Source organism: Candidatus Skiveiella danica (genome assembly GCF_022705245.1).
Lineage (GTDB): Bacteria > Pseudomonadota > Gammaproteobacteria > Burkholderiales > Burkholderiaceae_C > Skiveiella > Skiveiella danica.
This window is the reverse complement of sequence record NZ_JAKJEW010000007.1, coordinates 75447-93174: the sequence shown is the minus strand read 5'-3', so window position 1 is coordinate 93174 and position 17728 is coordinate 75447. Positions and strand designations below refer to the sequence as shown.

The following is a 17728-nucleotide window of genomic DNA, read 5'->3' as shown; positions in this document are numbered from 1 at the left end:
CCTCACCACCGCGCCAGAAACTGGGCCACCTGCCTGAGGGGCGAGTCGTGCCGCCAGATCGCCGTCAGCTCCGTTCGAGGTGCGCGTGCCAACGGCGCGAAGTGCAGGTCGTCGGCGCGCAGGCGACGCAGGTGCTCGGGGAACACGCACAGACCTTCACCGGCCGCGCACAGCCCCAGCGCCACACTGATCTGGTTCGCATTGACATAGGCAAAGTCGCGCCGCCCCTTGGGATCCAGGAAGGCGCGGTACCAGCGGTGCAGCCGTGGCGACCGGGACTCGTCAGGAAGGATCAGGACCTCACCGGCCAGATCACCGAGCGCCAGGGTCGCTCGCACGGCCAACGGGTGCTGTTTCTCCATCGCCACCCACTGCGCATTGCGTGACACCACGCGGCTGGCCAGTTCGTCGTCCGGCATCGGGAAATAGGTAAAGCCCATGTCCACCGTGCCATCCAGCACCTGCTGCGCCAGCGCGGTCTCGGTCATCTCCACCAGCCTGAACTGCAGGTTCGGCAGTTCCAGGCGTGCGGCCCGCACCCGTGCGGGCAGCGCATCGTAGAGCGCCCCTGACACGCAGCCCACGGTGAACGTGCCGCCTTCCTCGGTGCGCAGGTTCAGCCGCCGGCCCACCCAGTCCGCCTCGGCCACGATGCGCCGCGCGCTGCGCAGGAACTCGGCCCCTTGCTCGGTGAGGGCAACACTGTGGGTGTTCCGAGCCAGCAGCCGGGTTCCGACCTCCGCCTCGAGGCCCTGGATCATGCGGGTCAGGCGCGGTGCGGACACGTGCAGGCGGGTGGCCGCCCGAGCGAAGTTCAATTCCCCCGCGAGGCAGACGAAGGCGCGCAGCACCAGCAGGTCGAAATTCATTGCAGCCATGGTGATGCAATTATTGCAATAGCAAGATCAATTTAGCAATTCCGCCGTGGCAATTAAGTTGCTTCAATCGGGTCCCTGAGCACCCGGACCGAACCCACGTCCACTCACGAGAAAACGACCATGAGCATCATCCTGAAGCAGCCGATCACCGGGCCTGCCGCCTGGAGCGGCCCCGATCTTGAAAGCGAGACAAGCTGGTTGCGACCGCTCACCCCCGACATCATCGACGGGCTGGACAGCGCGCTGGCGGCGCTCAAGGCCAAGGGCTTGCGCTTTCCCGACTTCACCCGCGAGGACTTCCCCATCGGCCCGCTGGGCCGCCTGCTGCCCGCGCTGGCCGATGAACTGGAAAACGGCCGGGGCTTCGCAGTGCTGCGCGGCCTGCCCGTGCACCGGTACACCGACGACGAGTTGAAAGCCGTCTATTACGGCATCGGCCTGCACCTGGGCACGCCGGTGCGGCAGAACCCGCGCGGCGACCTGCTGGGCGAAGTCAGGGCCGTGGGCGACCCGACGGACAAGCGAACCCGGGTGTACGAGACCAACCTGTACCTGCCCTATCACTCCGACCCGTCGGACGTGGTGGGCCTGCTGTGCGTGCGCCGGGCGAAACAGGGTGGCCTCAGCAGCCTGGTGAGCGTGGCCCGCATCTACAACGAGATCCTGGCGCACCACCCCGAGTACCTGGGCCTGTACTACCGGATGTTCTACTTCGAGCACCTGTGCGAGCCCCAGCCGAGCCTGTCGCCGATCTTCAGCTACCACGAGGGCAAGCTCAGCTGCCGCTACCTGCGCCAGTACCTGGAGCTCGGTTGCGAGATCAAGGGCGTGCCCTTGTCACTCGTGGAGATCGAGGCGCTCGACCTGTTCGACCGGATCATGCACGACCCGGGCATCCGCCTGGCCATGATGCTGGAGCCGGGGGATCTGCAGTTCGCGAACAACTACGCGGTGCTGCACTCGCGCAACGGCTTCGAGGACCACGAGGAGGAGCCGCTGCGTCGGCGCATGCTGCGCCTGTGGCTCAAGATGCCCAACGCACGCACGCTGGCCCCCGAGTTCCCGGGCCGCAACGGATTCCCCGCGCCGCAGGCCACGTAAGCCAGCCCCGCTGCCGCCTCTGAACCTCGCTGACCGCGGCGGGCGGTGGAATCTGCGCTATGAGCCGGATTCAAACCCCAGGGCCCAGGATTCAGGCCCTCTCAAACACCTCGGTGTCCACCTCCCGGTTGGCCTGATCGCTGTAGCGGTCGCCGGACACGGTGTTCTGATTGATCAGCGCGTCCAGTCGAGCAAGTACCTCGGGCGACAGGCGAACGTTCGCCGCGCCCAGGTCGTCCAGCAGGTGCTCGACGTTGGTCGTGCCGGGGATCGGCAGAATGTCGTCGCCCTGGTGCAGCAGCCAGGCGATGGCCAGTTGCGAGGGCGTGCAGCCGACCTCGGACGCAATGGCGTTGAACGGTGGCAGTAGCGCCTGGTTTCGGGCGTAGTTGGCCGGCGTGAAACGTGGCATGGTGCGGCGGATGTCCTTGGCGTCAAAGGCGTTCACGTCGAGCGGCCCGCACAGGAAACCGCGCGCCACCGGACTGAAGGCGACGAAACTCACGCCCAGCTCGCGGCAGGCCTGCAGCACCGCGATTTCGGGGTTGCGCGTCCACAGCGAGTACTCGGTCTGCAGCGCGGCAATCGGGTGCACCTCGTGCGCGCGGCGCAGCGTGGCGGCGGACACTTCCGACAGGCCGATCGCGCGGATCTTGCCCGCGCGCACCAGGTCCGCCAGCGCGCCCACGCTGTCTTCGATCGGCACTTGCTTGTCCCAACGATGCAGGTAATACAGGTCGATCACATCGGTGCGCAGGCGCTTCAGGGCCGCCTCGCAGGTGGTCTTGAGCGTGTCCGGGCGCCCGTCGATCACCCGCACCAGCTTGCCGTCGCCCGCCACGTCCACGCCCTGCATGCCGCATTTGCTGGCCAGCGTGAACTTGGCGCGGTGTGGGCCCAGCACCTTGCCCACCATCGTTTCGCTCGCACCGAAACCGTACAGTGCCGCGGTGTCGAAGTGCGAAACGCCAGCATCCAGCGCGGCCAGCAGCAGCCGCTCGGCCTGGGCCTCGGACACGGGTGCGCCATAGGCGTGGCAGATGTTCATGCAGCCCAGGCCGATGGCACTGACGGTAAAGGGGCCGAGCTGTCTTGATGGCATGGTGCGCTCCGGTTGGGTCTGCCGCTCACTCGACATCGAGCAGGGCCGGCTGATCAAAAAAATGCAGCGCCACCAGCAACAAGACCGTCACCACGGGCATGGCAGCAGGGTGGACGATGCCCGCAACCAGCGGCGCCGCCATGAGGAACAGGCGCAGACCCCAGCTGTACAAAAGGCCCGCCCGGTGAACGTGGGTGACAGCCGCCGGCGTGAACGTCACGCGCTCCGGGCTCGACACCGGCATCGACATGATGAAGCTTGCATGCCCATAGTGGCGCATTGCCATGGCAGAACAGACGTAAGAGGCAAACAGGGTCATGACCAGCATCGCCTGCAAGACCGCGTGGAGCTGTTCATCCAGCGCGCCCAACGTGAACTTTCCGGCCAACGAACCGCCGGCCAGGGTGACCGAACCCATCACGGCCAATGCAGCCGTCGAAGCTGAAATGGTGGCCGACATCAGGGTGTTGCGCAGCGCCTGAACAGCGACCACCTCGAACCCTGGTTGCGATGACATGGCTGTGACCCATTTCATGCGCAATCGCACATTGGCGTAACGGGCGGTTCGCTCGGGGTGGTGTCTTCCGATCCAGTACAGCCTGCCTTCATAGGCCACCAGCAGCAACAGACTGAAAGCCGCGAGGGACCAGGCGAGCAATGAATTCATCAGCATGGGCCGATGATAAGCGGCACTCTCCATCCCTTCCGGGTTCAGGCTGCCTCGAGCTGCTGCTCCAGATCGTGCAGCACGCGGTAGCAGTCCAGCACCTGGTGCACGCTGCTGTTGGGCTCTCGGCCTTCGCGGATGGCGGCGAAGAATTCGCGGTCCTGCAGCTCGATGCCGTTCATGGACACGTCCACCTGGGAGACGTCAATCTTCTCGTCCTTGCCGTTGAACAGATCGTCGTAGCGCGCGATGTAGGTGGCGGTGTCGCCGATGTAGCGGAAGAACGTTCCCAGCGGGCCGTCGTTGTTGAAGCTCAGGCTCAAGGTGCAGATCGCACCGTTGGCGGCCTTGAGCTGGATGCTCATGTCCATGGCGATGCCCAGCACGGGGTGGATCGGGCCCTGGATGGCGTTGGCCTTCACGATGGGGCTGCCACATTGGTAGGCGAACAGGTCCACGGTGTGGGCGGCGTGGTGCCACAGCAGGTGGTCGGTCCAGCTGCGCGGCTGGCCCAGCGCATTCATGTTGGTTCGGCGGAAGAAGTAGGTCTGCACATCCATCTGCTGGATATTGAACTCACCCGCCTTGATCTTCTTGTGCACGTACTGGTGGCTGGGGTTGAAGCGGCGGGTGTGGCCCACCATGGCCACCTTGCCGGTCTGCTTCTGCAGCGCGGCCACGGCCTGGCCGTCTTTGTACATATCACACAGCGGGATTTCCACCTGCACGTGCTTGCCCGCTTCGAGGCAGGCAATGGACTGGCTGGCGTGCATCTGCGTGGGCGTGCACAGGATCACGGCGTCCAGATCTGGAATAGCCAGGCTGTCGGCCAGGTCAGTGGTGACGTGGGGAATGCCGTATTTCGCGGCGACTTCAAGGGTCTTGTCCAGTTCGCGGCTGATCAGCGAGATCACTTCGACATCGGGAATGTTCTTGATGCCGTCCAGGTGCTTGATGCCGAAGGCGCCGGCACCGGCGAGAGCGACTTTGATGGTCATGGAGAGTTCCTTAAGCGTTTTGGCGAAATTCAGCGACTCAAGCCGCCGAATTTTCGAGAATCAGGTGACCCACGGCGGTGTTCGACGCGGGCACATGGTAGAAGCGGTGGCGCACCTTGGGCGCCGGGCCCTGCACCTTGCCATCGACCACGTCGGACATGGCGCCGCGGGCGATCAGCCACATCACGAGTTCGATGCCTTCACTGCCAGCTTCGCGCACGTAGTCGATGTGCGGCGTGGCGGCACAGGCCACCGGGTCGGCAATCATCTGGTCGAGCCAGGCGTTGTCCCACTCGCGGTTGATCAGGCCTGCGCGCGCGCCCTGGAGCTGGTGGCTCATGCCACCGGTGCCCCAGATGTGCACGTTGAGGTTGTCGTCATAGCTCTCCACCGCCTTGCGGATGGCCTGGCCGAGCATGAAGCAGCGACGGCCGGACGGCACCGGGTACTGCACCACATTGACCGCGAACGGAATCACCGGGCAGGGCCAGGCGTCCTTCTTGGGGTCCAGCTCGCCACACATCAGCGACAGCGGCACGGTGAGGCCGTGGTCCACATCCATCTTGTTGACGATGGTGAGGTCGAAATCCTGCTGGATGACCGACTGGGCGATGTGCGAAGCAAGCTCCGGATGGCCGATGACGGTGGGCACCGGCCGCGGACCCCAGCCCTCGTCGGCGGGCTGGTACGCGGCCGCCGTGCCGATGGCGAAGGTGGGAATCATCTCCAGGCTGAAGGCGGTGGCGTGGTCGTTGTAGACCAGGAACACGACGTCGGGCTTGTTGTCCTTCATCCACTGCTTGGAGAATTCGTAGCCCTTGAAGACCGGCTGCCAGTAGGCTTCCTGGGTCTTGCCCAGGTCCAGGGCCGCGCCGATGGCGGGCACGTGCGAGGTGTAGACGGATGCGGTGATGCGGGCCATGGTCAGGCTCCCTTCTTCTGGCCCGCCGCCCCTTGCGGCTGGCGATGGGGTTGTGCGTCGCCGTCCTCGCCGAGGTAGCGGTTGCCTTCGACGCTGCGGCCGCCGGCCACCATCATGGCGCGGTACTCGTCCTCGGTCATGCCCGTCATGGAGCCCGCCATCTGCTGGAAGCTCTTGCCGTCGGTGGCGCCGATCTTGGCCAGGAAGTAGATGTTGCCGCCGGTGCGCATGCACCAGTTGAGGTCGCGCGCGAGCACGGCCTGCTTCTGCTCGTCGGTCATCGGCCACTCATCCAGATAGGCGCGCTCGTCGGCCTTGAAGCGCTCGCGGTTCGCGGCCTTCATCAGGCTCATGCAGAACTGGTTGAGCCAGTAGCCTTTGCGGCTCTGCTCGGCGTCGAAGATGATCGTCCCAGGGACGTCCTGGTAAGGTTTATCAAGTGCCATGGTCAGCCTTTCACTTCTTCGGGCCAGTAGAGACGCATCGGGTTGTCCACCAGCAGCTTGCGTTGCAGCTCGGCCGTGGGCGCAATGTGCGGAATGAAGTCCACCAGCAGGCCATCGTCGGGCATGTGGTCCTTCAGGTTGGGATGCGGCCAGTCGGTGCCCCAGAGCACGCGGTCGGGGAACTGCTCGACGATGCGTTTCGCGAACGGGATCACGTCGGTGTAGGCATTCTGCTGGCCGTCCAGCGCCTTGGGGCCGGTGACCGACAGGCGCTCGGGACAGCTCACCTTGCTCCAGACGTTGGTGTGCTCGCGCATGAACTTCTCGAACAACGCGAACTGCGGACCGTCCACGGGCAATGAGACATCCGGTCGGCCCATGTGGTCCACCACCACGGTGGCGGGCAGCGCGGTGAAGAAGTCCCACAGCTCAGGCAGGTCGACCGCCTCGAAATAGATCACCACGTGCCAGCCGAGCTTGGCGATGCGAGCGGCGATCTCCATCAGCTCGTCCTTGGGCGTGAAGTCGACCAGGCGCTTGACGAAGTTGAAACGCACGCCGCGCACGCCAGCGGCGTGCAGTTGCTGCAGTTCCTCGTCGGTGACCGAGCGCTTCACCGTGGCCACGCCACGCGCCTTGCCACCGCTGGAGCGACAGGCATCGACCATGGCGCGGTTGTCGGCGCCGTGGCAGGTAGCCTGCACGATGACGTTGCGCGCGAAACCCAGGTGGTCGCGCAGCGCGAACAGCTGCGCCTTGCTGGCGTCGCAGGGCGTGTACTTGCGCTCGGGCGCGTAGGGAAACTCGGCACCCGGGCCGAAGACGTGGCAGTGGGCGTCCACGCTGCCAGCGGGCAGTTTGAAGGTGGGTCTGGAGGGACCGGTGTACCAGTCGAGCCAGCCGGTTGTCTTGGTGAAATCACCGCTTACAGGTTTGGACATGGGTCAGTTAAAAGTTGAAGGGATTCAATCGGGCTTGATATTGGCCTCACGCACCAATTTCTCGTAGCGCACGCGCTCGGCGCGGATCAGCGCGGCGAACTGCTCAGTGGTGCCAGGCAGCACCTCGCCGCCGGCATTGGCCAGGCGCGCACGCACCTCGGGGTTTTGCAGGGCTTTTTCGACCTCGGCATGCAGGCGCTCCACCACCGCCTTGGGTGTGGCCGCAGGCGCAATGAAGCCGTACCACACCGAAGCCTCAAAGCCTGGAAAACCGGACTCCGCAATGGTCGGCACGTCCGGGTAGATGGACGAGCGGTTGGGACTCAGCACCGCGATCACGCGCAGCTTGCCGGACTTGACGTGCGGCAGCACTTCCAGCGCGTTCACCGCCACCAGCGGAATCTGTCCGCCGATCGCGTCGGTGATCGCCTGGCTGCCGCCCTTGTAGGGAATGTGTTGCAGGTCAACGCCGGCCGCGCGCGTGAAGAACTCCATGGCCATGTGCGGGGTGGCACCATTGCCCGGCGACCCGTACGCGATGGTGTTCGGCTTGCCCTTGGCGGCCTGGATCAACTGGGCCACGCTGGTGTAAGGCGACGCGGCATTCGCCGCGATGACCACCGGCACGCGCCCGACCAGCGCCACCGGGGCCACGTCTTTTTCGGGGTCGAACGGCGCCGGCTTGTACAAGGCCGGGTTGGCCGCGATGGAGTTGGCCGTCAGCATCAGCGTGTAGCCATCGGGCGGCGCGTCGATCAGCGCCTTCATCGCAATGTTGGTGCCAGCGCCGGGCTTGTTTTCCACCACGATTGGCTGCCCCAGGCTGGCCTGCATCACCTGGCCGACGCTGCGGGCAATCAGGTCGACCGCGCCGCCGGCCGTGAAGCCGACCAGCACCTTGACGGGCTTGGCCGGGTAAACCTGTGACAAGGCCTGAAGGGGAAGGACGGCCGCAAGGGTCGCCATCACACAGGCAAGGCCGAGCCGGCGGCTGGACAGGAAATGGACGTTCTTCATGCTGATGTCTCCTGAGGGGTTGGGACGCGCGGGAACTCAATCGGGGCGGGCCGTGCCACGCAGGCCGGCCCGGGTGATGATGGCTTGCAGCTGACCGCTGGCCTGCACGCCCTGCGCGAACTGGCCGACGAAGGGCAACGCGGTCTCACGTCCTTTCGGAATGGCGATGGCCAGGTTCTCCAGACCCCACCGGCCGTCGAGCACGCGGAAACCGGGCAGATCGTCGGCCATTTCGAACAGGATGCCCTTGTTGGTCGCAAAGGCGTCCAGCTTGCGCTGCCTGAGCAACTCCTGGCCCAGCTTGATCGAGGCGACGGGCACCACGACAGCCTGCTTGAAGGTTCGCGTCAGCACGCCTTGGGAACTGCTGCCCTCGGTGACGCCCACGCGGTGTGCGGCCCGGTCCACGTCGGCCACGGTGGCGATCACCGATCCGGGCGGCACCAGATTGCCGAGCTCCAGTTGGATCAGGGGCGATGTGAACGCCATGTCTTTGGCGCGAGCCTCGGTGGCATTGGTAAAGGTGAAATCCACCGCGCCCACCTTCAGCGCGTCGAGCACCAGCGCCAGCCGGCCGAACTCGACCACCTGCACCGGCACACCGAGCCGACTGCCCAACGCCTGGCCCAGCTCCATCGCCACGCCGGCTCTCTCACCCGTCTTCGGATTGACCACCAGCGAGGTGGGGCTGCCCGGGTACACCCCCACGCGCAGGGTGCCGGTGGGTGCCAGGACCCGGGCGACCGCGGGGTCCACCGCGGGCGCCGTCGCCGCGCAACCGGCGACCAGCAGCGGCAAGCCGATGGCCGCTGCAATCAGGACTCTGCGAAGAAGGTTCATGGTCGGCTCGCTGATGGGCTCGCGGCAGCGGAGTTCAGTCGATGTACTTCAGTCCCGCGGCCGCCAGCGGCTCGCGCATCTTGTACATGTCCAGGCCCAGCACGCCCGAGGCCAGCTTGGCGCGCTTTTCGCCTTCGAAGCTCTCGCGCTTGATCGCGGCCTCCAGCGTCTGCACCGCACGCGCGGCGGGCACGCAGACCACGCCGTCGTCGTCGGCCACGATCACGTCGCCGGGCGTGACCAGCATGCCGGCGCACACGATGGGGATGTTCACCGACCCCAGTGTCGCTTTGATCGTGCCCTTGCTGCTGATCGCCTTGCTCCAGACCGGGAAGTTCATTTCCTTCAGCGTCTTCACGTCGCGCACACCCGCGTCAATGATGAGGGCGCGGGCGCCGCGCGCCTGGAAGCTGGTGGCCAGCAGGTCGCCGAAGTAGCCGTCGGTGCATTCGGCAGTGACGGCGGCGACCACGACGTCGCCGGGCCGGATCTGCTCGGCCGCGACATGCATCATCCAGTTGTCACCCGGCTGCAGCAGCACCGTGACCGCCGTGCCGGAGACCTGCACGCCGGTCTGGATGGGGCGCATGTAGGGCTTGAGCAGGCCGACACGGCCCATGGCTTCGTGCACCGTGGCCGAGCCCAGCGCGGCCAGGCCGTCTGCGGCTGCGCGGTCTGCACGCTGGATGTTTCTGTAGACAACGCCTAGTTCGTACATGTTCACGTCTCCAAAATTTCGTTACCTGAATCCGCGACAAAGCCGGGCCGAATCCCTCCGCTCATGTCCCCCGCCCGCGAGCGGGCTCCTCCTTGACTTCGCTGCGGGACTCACCCCGACTCTGCCGCTCGCCAACGCGGAGATCTCCCTCATTTCAGTTCGACCCGCCCGCCCCAGGATCGGGGTGGCCGGGCGTTTTGCGAAGGTCAAGGAGGAGCCCGCCATGCGGGCGGGGGACACGCAGCAAAACGCCCGGCCACCCTGATCCCACCCTCGATCCAATGTTCGATCCCACCCCCCACCTGAAGCCCCCAATCACCGCCCCTTGGCCTTCAACCGCGCATCCAGCCGAGAAAACACGCGGCGCGTGTTGGCTTCATAGATCTGGTGCTTGTCCTCGGCGCTGAGGAGGGTCGAGGCCTCGATGTAGCGCTTGGTGTCGTCGTAGTAGTGGCCCGTGGTCGGGTCGATGCCGCGCACTGCGCCGATCATCTCGCTGGCGAACAGCACGTTCTTCACGGGAATCACCGTGTTCAGCAGGTCGATACCCGGCTGGTGGTAGACGCAGGTGTCGAAGAAGATGTTGTTCAGCACATGCTCGGTGAGCAGCGGTTTCTTCATCTCCTGCGCCAGGCCACGGAAGCGACCCCAGTGGTAAGGCACGGCACCGCCGCCATGCGGGATCAGGAACTTCAGCGTCGGGAAATCCTTGAACAGATCGCCCTGCACGCACTGCATGAAGGCGGTGGTGTCGGCGTTCAGGTAGTGCGCGCCCGTGGTGTGAAAGCAGGCGTTGCACGAGGTGCTGACGTGAATCATCGCCGGCAGGTCGTATTCGACCATCTTCTCGTAGATCGGGTACCAGTGGCGGTCGGTCAGTGGCGGGCTGTTCCAGTGGCCACCCGACGGATCCGGGTTCAGGTTGATGCCGACCGCGCCGTATTCCTTGACGCACTTCTCCAGCTCGGGGATGCAGGAGGCCGGATCCACGCCCGGGCTTTGCGGCAACATGGCCACGGGCACGAAGTGGTCCGGGAACAGCTGGCTCACGCGGAAGCACAGCTCGTTGCAGATCGCCGCCCAGGTGCTGGAGACGTTGAAGTCGCCGATGTGGTGCGCCATGAAGCTGGCGCGCGGCGAAAACAGCGTGAGGTCGCTGCCACGCTCCTTCATCAGGCGCAGCTGGTTGGTCTCGATCGATTCGCGCAGTTCGTCGTCACTGATCTTCAGGTCAGCGGCTCTGGGCATCAGGGCCGGGTCCTGAATGCCGGCGATCTGCTGGTTGCGCCAGGTTTCCAGCGCCTTGGGCGCGGTGGTGTAGTGGCCGTGGCAATCGATGATCAACGAGGTTTTCATGGGCGTTCTGCAGGCTGAGGCTGATGAAGGGCGATTGTGGCCAGTCCACCCCGGCACATCCAGCCAAGGCCACCTCTACCAGCTAGAGCAAACGAGCATATCAATCCCCATGCTATGCGAATAAACTGCAGGCATGGACCTCAAGCAGCTTGAATACTTCGTGCGTGTGGCCGAACTGGGCAGCTTCACCCGGGCCTCGATTGCACTGGACATCGCACAGCCCGCGCTCAGCCGCCAGGTGCGGCTGCTCGAAGTCGAACTGCGCCAGAACCTGCTGGTGCGCAACGGCCGCGGCGCAGCGCCCACCGAGGCCGGCAAGCTGCTGCTGGAGCATGCCCGCGGCATCCTGCATCAGGTGGAACGGGCCCGGGAAGAGCTGGGCCGGGTGCGCGGCGCGCTCGCCGGGCGCGTCGCCATCGGCCTGCCGCCCAGCCTGGCGCGGGTGCTGACCGTGCCGCTGACGCGCGCCTTCCGCCAGCAGATGCCCGACGCGCAACTGTCGATCAGCGAAGGCCTCTCGGTGACCATGCAGGAATGGCTGGTCAACGGCCGGCTCGACATTGCCGTGCTGTACAACGCCCAGCCCGCCACCGGCATCGAGGCCACGCCCCTGGTCGACGAGGACCTGATGCTGGTGCAACCCCGCCCACCCGGCCTGCCCGAAGACCCGCCGCCGCCGCCCATCACGCTCCAAGAGGTGGCCCGGCTGCCGCTGGTCATCCCCAGCCGGCCGAACGCCATCCGCATGCACGTGGAAGCGGAGATGGCCGCCATCGGCTGCCGCCCGACGATTGCGCTGGAGATCGACGGCGTCGCCGCCATCCTGGACCTGGTGGCCGACGGCGCCGGCCACGCCATCCTGTCGCGCAACGCGGTGGCCAGCTCGGTCAAGCCTTCGGCCTTTGCCGTGCGCGCCATCGGCCAGCCGCCGCTGCGCACCCGGCTGTCGCTGGCCACCAGTTCGGCGCGACCGGCCACGCTGACCCAGCAGGCCACGATGGAGCTGGTGCGCGCCACGACGCAGGCGCGACTTTCGATGGCCTAGGGCGCCAGGAGCCACTTGGCCTTCGAGGCTTTGCTCAACGCCGCCACGCCTCCGCGCCGCCATCCTGGCGTGCAATGGGGGATTGCAGCAGTTACCGCCGCCCTGGTCTTTCCAGACCCCCGCCGAAGAAGCTGTCGGCTGCGCCCTGGATCAACCGCGGCCCGACCACCACGCGGCGGCCCTCGCGGGCCCACCTGGACGGAGCTGACCGTAATGGCCAACCTCTCCCCCTACCCGAGCGGCAAGATACTCCGCGAACCGGGGCGGCAAGGACTTCTCAAGCTGGGCGACCGCAGCGTGACGCTGCTGCTACCGGCGGCGCTGCTCACCGGCTTGGGCGCCCCGGTTTTCTGAGTCCGGAAAGTCCTTTTTTTGTAGCACCCAAGGACCTATCCACCCTGGGCGGTCTCTAATCCAAGTGCAACATTAGGAGCTTACTGGATGGCGATGGGGTCGTTGGCGAGTTTGTCCAGGTAAGCGCGGTAGACCTCGATGGGGGAGGCCCATCCGAGGGTCTTGCGAGGCCGGTTGTTGATCTCGTCGGCAATGGCATCAAGCTGCTGCTGGCTATAGCCGGACAGATCCGTGCCCTTGGGCAAGTACTGGCGCACCAGGCCATTGGTGTTTTCGTTGGTGCCGCGCTGCCAGGGGCTGTGCGGATCGCAGAAGTACACGGCAATGCCCGTGCGCTCGCTGAGTTGGCGGTGGTGAGCCATCTCCTTGCCGCGGTCATAGGTCAGCGTCTGGCGCATAGGCTGTGCGATGCTCAGCAGCTTGTCGCTGAAGGCCTGCAGCACATGCGCGGCCGTAGCTGGCTGCGGATGGGGCAGCTTGACCAGCATCAGCAGCCGGCTGCTGCGCTCCACCAGCGAGCCCACGGCGCTGAGGTTGGCCGCACCCTTGATCAGGTCGCCCTCCCAGTGACCGGGAAACTGACGCTCGTTGACCTGGGGTGGTCGTACATGGATGCTCAGCAGGTCGGCAATCTCGCCTCGGCGGTCCGTCCCCCGTGAGCGTGGCCAGCGTTTGGCTCGCGCCATGCGCAGGCAGGCAATGAGCTCGCGGCGCAGCTCCCCCTTGGGCTGGGCATAGATGCAGGTGTAGATGGTTTCGTGGGACACGCGCTGGCTCTGGTCTTTGCCGTGTACTGTAGACAGGTGGCCGGCAATCTGCTGGGGTGACCAGCGCCTGCGCAGCAGCCCGCACACCGTCTTGAACAAGCCAGACTCAGGTGCCAGCTTGGGCGCTGGGCGACTGTACCGGCGCCTGCGCTGGTAGCGCTGATGGGCAAACTTGCAGTTGTAGGGGGCTGCCGGCGCGTTGCGCCGGCTCTCCCGACTGATCGTGGAGGGTGAGCGTCCCAGCGCGCGGGCAATGGAGCGCACGCTCATGCCCTGCTGCAGTCCCAACGCGATGGTGCTGCGCTCTTCATAGCTCAGGTGTTCGTATTTTCGATGTTCCTTCATGCAATACCTCCGGTTCGTAGATGGGGTGTTGCACTTGGGATTTGAGAGGGCCCTGGGATACGACCAATTTTTCTTGAAACTCTCCCGGAAGGCCCTGTTTCCAGCACCGCGAGCGGAATGCCCGCCACGCTGCGGAAGGCGCTGTGGCCATGCCCGGCACACCCGAGGCCTTCGGCCAGCTCATGGCAGGCGAAATCACGCGCTGGAAGCCGGTAATCACCTCCGGGCGGGTGAAGGCGGACTGAAACCGGGTTCAAGAGCCAAATTCTGAACGTTTTTGGCGCCATCCCAGCGTGGAATGGTCACTGGATGCTACTGATTTTGAAGTGATCGGCACCAACGCCTGCCGCCTCGGTCGGCCCCCGCTTCAGGCGCTGGCGCCACCCTCGCCGCCCAGCCGCTTCGCCAGCTCGATCGCCCGCTGCGCCGACGGCGACAAGGTGCGCCCCCCGAGCCAGATCGCATGCACATCGGCCATGGGCAGCTGGGGCGTGGTTGTCGGTAGCCGGCACAAGGCCTGGGTGTGGGCGTCCCCGACCACGCAGGGCAGCAGGGCCAGCACATCGGTGCGCGTCGCCAGGTGCACCAGCGTGCCGAGGTCGTCACACTCCACCACCAGCGGGAAATCGGCGCAGTCCCTGAACCCATAGAGCACCGCCACCCCTTCCAGCAAGGCCGGCGAAATGGTGATGGTCGCCACGCCAAAACGGCGCATTGCGACGGCGTCAACCTGGGCGGCATCCGCCAGCGGATGGTCACCACGCGCATACAACGCGGCGACCTGCTTGCCCAGCGGGACCCGCTCGTAGCGGGCCTGGGGCGGCACGAGGCGCGGGTCGCCGAGGCAGAAATCAATCTGTTGCGCATCCAGCTGGGCCAGCAGCGTCGGCAGGTTGCCCAGGTGCACCCGCGTCACCAGCCCGGGGTTCTGCTGGCGCAACTGGCACAGCAGCTCGGGCACGATCACCGCCGCCGGGATCGGCGCGGCACCGAAAACGATCTCACCGGCATCGCCGAGCCGGACCAGCTCGATATCGCGCTGCAGGTTGCGCGCGTCCAGCACCAAGGTGCGGGCCCGGCGCAACACCACCTCGCCGGCCGGTGTCAGGCTGGCGCCCTTCGCCCCCCGGTCAAACAGCTTGAGGCCCATGCGCTGCTCCAGTGCCTGGATGCTTCGACTGAAGGCCGCCTGGCTGAGGTGCACACGTTCCGCAGCGACGGCGAAGCGGCCCTCTTCGGCCAGCGCAATGAAGTGGGTCAACCGCCGGATGTCCATGTCCTGCTCCCGATCAAATGCTTAAAACGCAATGAATGACATTGCATTTTGCGATGGACGCATCGCTCTGGACATTTCACACTCGCCCGATTCCCAAGAAAAGCGAGACAAACCCATGACACCGCCACCCATCCCACTCAACCGCTGGTGCACCGCACGGCGCCTGGCCACTCTGCTGACCCTGGCTTTCACGGCCAGCATGGCCCTCGCCGCACAGGCGCCTGCGGTGGCCCCCACCGCGGCGGCCAAGGGAAAGCAACGCCCGAACATCGTGTTCATCCTGCTCGACGACGCCGGCTTCAGCGACTTCGGCGCCTACGGCAGCGAGATCAGCACCCCCAACATCGACCGGATCGCCACGTCCGGCGTGCGCTTCACCAATTTCCACACCGCATCCACCTGTGAATCGTCCCGCGCCATGCTGCACAGCGGGGTGGACCACCACCGTGCCGGCGCCGGCACGCTGACGGCGGTCATGGCCGACAACCAGAAAGGCCGACCCGGCTACGAGGGTTTTCTGAGCGACAGCGCCCACAGCCTCGGGCGGCTGATGAAAGACGGTGGCTATGCCACCTACTTCACGGGCAAATGGAACCTGGGCCTCGGCCTGGAGCGTTCGCCCGGCGCGCGCGGCTGGGACCGCTCCCTCTCCCTCGAACAGACCGGCGCCGACAATTACGAGGCCCGCGTCTACGCCCCGCTGAACCTGGAGGCCGTCTGGTGGGAAGACGGCCAGCGCGCCCAGTTGCCGAAGGACTTCTTCTCGAACCGCCACTACGTCGACAAGATGATCCGCTTCATCGAGGACGGCAAACCCGGCGGCAAACCCTTCTTCGGCATCGTCGCCTTCCAGGCGGTGCATTCGCCGCTGCAGGCGCCGGACGTGGACATCGGCAAGTACAGGGCCCGCTATGAAGCGGGCTGGGCCGTGATCCGCTCGCAGCGCTACCAGCGCCAGGTGGAGATGGGCCTGATGCCCGCAGGCCTGAAACTGCCCAAAGCCATGCTGGGACGGGACTGGGCCAGCTTGAGCGAGCCCGAGCAGCGCCTCTACGCAAAGAAGATGGCCGTGTTTGCCGGCATGCTCGACAACGCCGACCAGCACATCGGGCGGCTGCGCGACTACCTCCAGCGCAGCGGCCAGCTCGACAACACGGTGTTCATTGTGATGTCCGACAACGGCGCCGATGCCTATGAGCTGAACAAGCTCAACCTGCCATTCCGGCTCTGGTACCAGGCCAACTTTGCGCTGGGCATCGACGACCTGGGCCGCCCCGGCAGCTACGTGCACTACGGCCAGGACTGGGCCGAGGTGTCGAACACGCCGTTCCCCCTGTTCAAGGGCACCTCGGGCGAGGGCGGCATGCGGGTGCCCTTCATCGTGAGCTTCCCCGGTCGCATTCCCGGCGGCGGCGTCGCACGAGAGTTCGCGTACGTGACCGACTTCCTGCCCACGGTGCTGGATATCGCCGGCATCCCCCTGCCGGGCGACGAGTACCAGGGCAAAAGGCTGCACCGCCCCACTGGCCGCAGCATGCTGCCCATGCTCGAGGGCAAGGAAGCGGTGGTGCATCCACCCACCGACACCATCGGCTTTGAGGGCACCGGTGCCGAAGCCCTGTACAAGGGCGACTACAAGATCGCGCGCAACGCCACGTTCGGCGATGGCCATTGGCACCTGTACAACCTGCGACTGGACCCTCTGGAATCGACCGACTTGGTCGCCCGCCAGCCGGAAATATTCAAGGCGCTTCGGGCCGAATACGACGTTTACCTGAAAAACAACGGGGTTGTGCTGCCGCATGAAGGCTATGACCCGTTGCGTCAGCTGCTGAAGAACAACTGGCCGGTGCTGGTGCGCCAGATGGCGGCCGTGCTGGCTGGCGCGGTGGCGCTTGTAGGCGCGCTGCTGATTGGCGCGATCTACGGCATCCGGTTCTGGCGCCGACGGACTCGCCTGCACCGGCCAGCCTGATCGCAGCCCCCCGGCACGCACACTTTGTTCTCTTGCGCCCGGTGGGTATTGGTCTTTCGCCGGGGCCTGAAATTCGTCGATAATTCCTCGACAGACCTTCGCCATCCACAGAGAGGAAGCCCGCATGAACCATCCGATCAAGTTTTTCTCCCTGACTGCGGTGGCGGTTGCTGCCGCCCTGCTGACCGCCACCGCCGCCCACGCCGAGATGAGCGCCGAGGAACTGGCCAAGCTGGCCCAGAACCCGGTGGGCAACCTGATCAGCCTGCCGTTCCAGAACAACACCAACCTGAACTACGGGCCCGAGAAGGGCACGCAGAACGTCCTGAACATCCAGCCGGTGATCCCGGTGGAAGTCAATTCGGAGTGGAACGTCATCACCCGCACCATCGTGCCGATCATCTCGCAGCCGGCGATGTTCCCCGGCGACGGCCGCACCAACGGCATCGGTGACGTGGTGTTCACGGCCTTCCTCTCGCCGGCCGTGCCCAAGGGCCTGATCTGGGGCGTCGGCCCCGTGGTGCAACTGCCCACAGACAGCAACGGCCTGGGCAACAAGAACTGGGGCCTGGGCGCCTCCTTTGTGGTCCTGAAGCTGGAAAAAGGCGACCCCTGGGTCTATGGCGCGCTGGTCAACAACGTCTGGTCGCTCACCAGCGACCAGCGAGGGGGCGGCTACAACAACGGCCTGATCCAGCCCTTCGTCAACTACAACTTTCCCAGCGGCCTGTACCTGACCAGCTCGCCCATCGTCACGGTGAACTGGAATGCCGCCAGCGGCCAGCAATGGACCGTGCCCATCGGCGGCGGCGTGGGCAAGATCTTCCATTTTGGCAAGCTGCCGGTGAACGCCATGATCGCGGCCTACTACAACGTCGTCAAACCCGACTACGGACCCAACTGGCAGGTCCGCGCGCAAGTGCAGCTCATGTTCCCGAAGTAAGACCGGGGCGGCCACGCCGCGGGTTAGGATGTTGCTT

18 protein-coding genes are annotated in these 17728 nt (G+C 65.6%); 5 read left to right on the top strand and 13 right to left on the bottom strand.

The window, feature by feature from the left end; genetic code table 11:
• Positions 1-2 precede the first annotated feature (2 nt).
• Positions 3-878 carry a LysR family transcriptional regulator gene (locus ACMUOY_RS05870; protein ID WP_413891767.1) on the bottom strand — a complete coding sequence of 292 codons (876 nt, stop codon included), beginning with the start codon at positions 876-878 and terminating at the stop codon, positions 3-5.
• A gap of 120 nt (positions 879-998) precedes the next feature.
• Here ACMUOY_RS05870 and ACMUOY_RS05865 point away from each other — a divergent pair, with 120 nt between their 5' ends.
• On the top strand, positions 999-1979 hold the full coding sequence (locus tag ACMUOY_RS05865; RefSeq protein WP_413891766.1) for a TauD/TfdA family dioxygenase: 981 nt from the start codon (positions 999-1001) through the stop codon (positions 1977-1979).
• 91 nt (positions 1980-2070) lie between these two features.
• On the opposite strand, the gene ACMUOY_RS05860 is transcribed toward ACMUOY_RS05865, so the two are convergent.
• The 10 genes from ACMUOY_RS05860 to ACMUOY_RS05815 all read right to left on the bottom strand — a co-directional run bounded on the left by ACMUOY_RS05860 (position 2071) and on the right by ACMUOY_RS05815 (position 10974).
• Positions 2071-3081 (bottom strand): aldo/keto reductase, encoded by a 1011-nt coding sequence (locus ACMUOY_RS05860; protein ID WP_413891765.1) that lies wholly within the window; start codon positions 3079-3081, stop codon positions 2071-2073.
• Positions 3082-3106: 25 nt separating this feature from the next.
• Positions 3107-3754, bottom strand: a complete 648-nt coding sequence (locus tag ACMUOY_RS05855; RefSeq protein WP_413891764.1) for a DUF599 domain-containing protein — start codon at positions 3752-3754, stop codon at positions 3107-3109.
• Between the two features lie 38 nt (positions 3755-3792).
• Positions 3793-4746 (bottom strand): Gfo/Idh/MocA family oxidoreductase, encoded by a 954-nt coding sequence (locus tag ACMUOY_RS05850; RefSeq protein ID WP_413891763.1) that lies wholly within the window; start codon positions 4744-4746, stop codon positions 3793-3795.
• 37 nt (positions 4747-4783) lie between these two features.
• Complete coding sequence (locus tag ACMUOY_RS05845) at positions 4784-5668, bottom strand: class III extradiol dioxygenase subunit beta (protein ID WP_413891762.1); 885 nt, start codon at positions 5666-5668, stop codon at positions 4784-4786.
• Between the two features lie 2 nt (positions 5669-5670).
• Positions 5671-6114 carry a protocatechuate 4,5-dioxygenase subunit alpha gene (ligA, locus tag ACMUOY_RS05840; RefSeq protein WP_413891761.1) on the bottom strand — a complete coding sequence of 148 codons (444 nt, stop codon included), beginning with the start codon at positions 6112-6114 and terminating at the stop codon, positions 5671-5673.
• Between the two features lie 2 nt (positions 6115-6116).
• On the bottom strand, positions 6117-7055 hold the full coding sequence (locus tag ACMUOY_RS05835; RefSeq protein ID WP_413891760.1) for an amidohydrolase family protein: 939 nt from the start codon (positions 7053-7055) through the stop codon (positions 6117-6119).
• Positions 7056-7079: 24 nt separating this feature from the next.
• The gene (locus ACMUOY_RS05830) at positions 7080-8072 is read right to left on the bottom strand and encodes a Bug family tripartite tricarboxylate transporter substrate binding protein (RefSeq protein WP_413891759.1); all 993 of its coding nucleotides are present in this window, start codon (positions 8070-8072) and stop codon (positions 7080-7082) included.
• A gap of 36 nt (positions 8073-8108) precedes the next feature.
• Positions 8109-8912 carry a transporter substrate-binding domain-containing protein gene (locus ACMUOY_RS05825; protein WP_413891758.1) on the bottom strand — a complete coding sequence of 268 codons (804 nt, stop codon included), beginning with the start codon at positions 8910-8912 and terminating at the stop codon, positions 8109-8111.
• A 34-nt stretch (positions 8913-8946) separates the two neighbouring features.
• A complete protein-coding gene (ligK, locus tag ACMUOY_RS05820; protein WP_413891757.1) occupies positions 8947-9630 on the bottom strand; it encodes a 4-carboxy-4-hydroxy-2-oxoadipate aldolase/oxaloacetate decarboxylase in 684 nt (227 codons plus the stop codon).
• Positions 9631-9945: 315 nt separating this feature from the next.
• On the bottom strand, positions 9946-10974 hold the full coding sequence (locus ACMUOY_RS05815) for an amidohydrolase family protein (protein WP_413891817.1): 1029 nt from the start codon (positions 10972-10974) through the stop codon (positions 9946-9948).
• Between the two features lie 145 nt (positions 10975-11119).
• Between ACMUOY_RS05815 and ACMUOY_RS05810 the strand changes: the two genes are divergently transcribed.
• Positions 11120-12031, top strand: coding sequence for a LysR substrate-binding domain-containing protein (locus ACMUOY_RS05810; RefSeq protein WP_413891756.1), 912 nt, complete (start codon positions 11120-11122; stop codon positions 12029-12031).
• Between the two features lie 213 nt (positions 12032-12244).
• Positions 12245-12385, top strand: coding sequence for a hypothetical protein (locus ACMUOY_RS05805; protein ID WP_413891755.1), 141 nt, complete (start codon positions 12245-12247; stop codon positions 12383-12385).
• Positions 12386-12465: 80 nt separating this feature from the next.
• Here the strand turns inward: ACMUOY_RS05805 and ACMUOY_RS05800 are convergent, their stop codons facing one another.
• Positions 12466-13497 carry an IS30 family transposase gene (locus ACMUOY_RS05800; RefSeq protein ID WP_413891754.1) on the bottom strand — a complete coding sequence of 344 codons (1032 nt, stop codon included), beginning with the start codon at positions 13495-13497 and terminating at the stop codon, positions 12466-12468.
• 367 nt (positions 13498-13864) lie between these two features.
• Complete coding sequence (locus ACMUOY_RS05795) at positions 13865-14773, bottom strand: LysR family transcriptional regulator (protein WP_413891753.1); 909 nt, start codon at positions 14771-14773, stop codon at positions 13865-13867.
• Between the two features lie 115 nt (positions 14774-14888).
• On the opposite strand from ACMUOY_RS05795, the gene ACMUOY_RS05790 reads away from it, so the two are divergent.
• Positions 14889-16748, top strand: a complete 1860-nt coding sequence (locus ACMUOY_RS05790; protein WP_413891752.1) for an arylsulfatase — start codon at positions 14889-14891, stop codon at positions 16746-16748.
• Between the two features lie 124 nt (positions 16749-16872).
• Entirely contained in the window at positions 16873-17691 is an 819-nt protein-coding gene (locus tag ACMUOY_RS05785) for a transporter (RefSeq protein WP_413891751.1), read from the top strand.
• Positions 17692-17728: the final 37 nt, after the last annotated feature.

Excerpts from the sequence above, each read along its gene's own strand:
- ACMUOY_RS05845 (WP_413891762.1), bottom strand. The coding sequence starts at position 5,668 with ATGGCCCGCATCACCGCATCCGTCTACACCTCGCACGTGCCCGCCATC.
- ACMUOY_RS05785 (WP_413891751.1), top strand. The coding sequence starts at position 16,873 with ATGAACCATCCGATCAAGTTTTTCTCCCTGACTGCGGTGGCGGTTGCT.
- ACMUOY_RS05810 (WP_413891756.1), top strand. The coding sequence starts at position 11,120 with ATGGACCTCAAGCAGCTTGAATACTTCGTGCGTGTGGCCGAACTGGGC.
- ACMUOY_RS05855 (WP_413891764.1), bottom strand. The coding sequence starts at position 3,754 with ATGCTGATGAATTCATTGCTCGCCTGGTCCCTCGCGGCTTTCAGTCTG.
- ACMUOY_RS05800 (WP_413891754.1), bottom strand. The coding sequence starts at position 13,497 with ATGAAGGAACATCGAAAATACGAACACCTGAGCTATGAAGAGCGCAGC.
- ACMUOY_RS05830 (WP_413891759.1), bottom strand. The coding sequence starts at position 8,072 with ATGAAGAACGTCCATTTCCTGTCCAGCCGCCGGCTCGGCCTTGCCTGT.
- ACMUOY_RS05835 (WP_413891760.1), bottom strand. The coding sequence starts at position 7,055 with ATGTCCAAACCTGTAAGCGGTGATTTCACCAAGACAACCGGCTGGCTC.
- ACMUOY_RS05860 (WP_413891765.1), bottom strand. The coding sequence starts at position 3,081 with ATGCCATCAAGACAGCTCGGCCCCTTTACCGTCAGTGCCATCGGCCTG.
- ACMUOY_RS05850 (WP_413891763.1), bottom strand. The coding sequence starts at position 4,746 with ATGACCATCAAAGTCGCTCTCGCCGGTGCCGGCGCCTTCGGCATCAAG.
- ACMUOY_RS05790 (WP_413891752.1), top strand. The coding sequence starts at position 14,889 with ATGACACCGCCACCCATCCCACTCAACCGCTGGTGCACCGCACGGCGC.
- ACMUOY_RS05865 (WP_413891766.1), top strand. The coding sequence starts at position 999 with ATGAGCATCATCCTGAAGCAGCCGATCACCGGGCCTGCCGCCTGGAGC.
- ligK (WP_413891757.1), bottom strand. The coding sequence starts at position 9,630 with ATGTACGAACTAGGCGTTGTCTACAGAAACATCCAGCGTGCAGACCGC.
- ACMUOY_RS05795 (WP_413891753.1), bottom strand. The coding sequence starts at position 14,773 with ATGGACATCCGGCGGTTGACCCACTTCATTGCGCTGGCCGAAGAGGGC.
- ACMUOY_RS05825 (WP_413891758.1), bottom strand. The coding sequence starts at position 8,912 with ATGAACCTTCTTCGCAGAGTCCTGATTGCAGCGGCCATCGGCTTGCCG.
- ACMUOY_RS05870 (WP_413891767.1), bottom strand. The coding sequence starts at position 878 with ATGGCTGCAATGAATTTCGACCTGCTGGTGCTGCGCGCCTTCGTCTGC.
- ACMUOY_RS05805 (WP_413891755.1), top strand. The coding sequence starts at position 12,245 with ATGGCCAACCTCTCCCCCTACCCGAGCGGCAAGATACTCCGCGAACCG.
- ligA (WP_413891761.1), bottom strand. The coding sequence starts at position 6,114 with ATGGCACTTGATAAACCTTACCAGGACGTCCCTGGGACGATCATCTTC.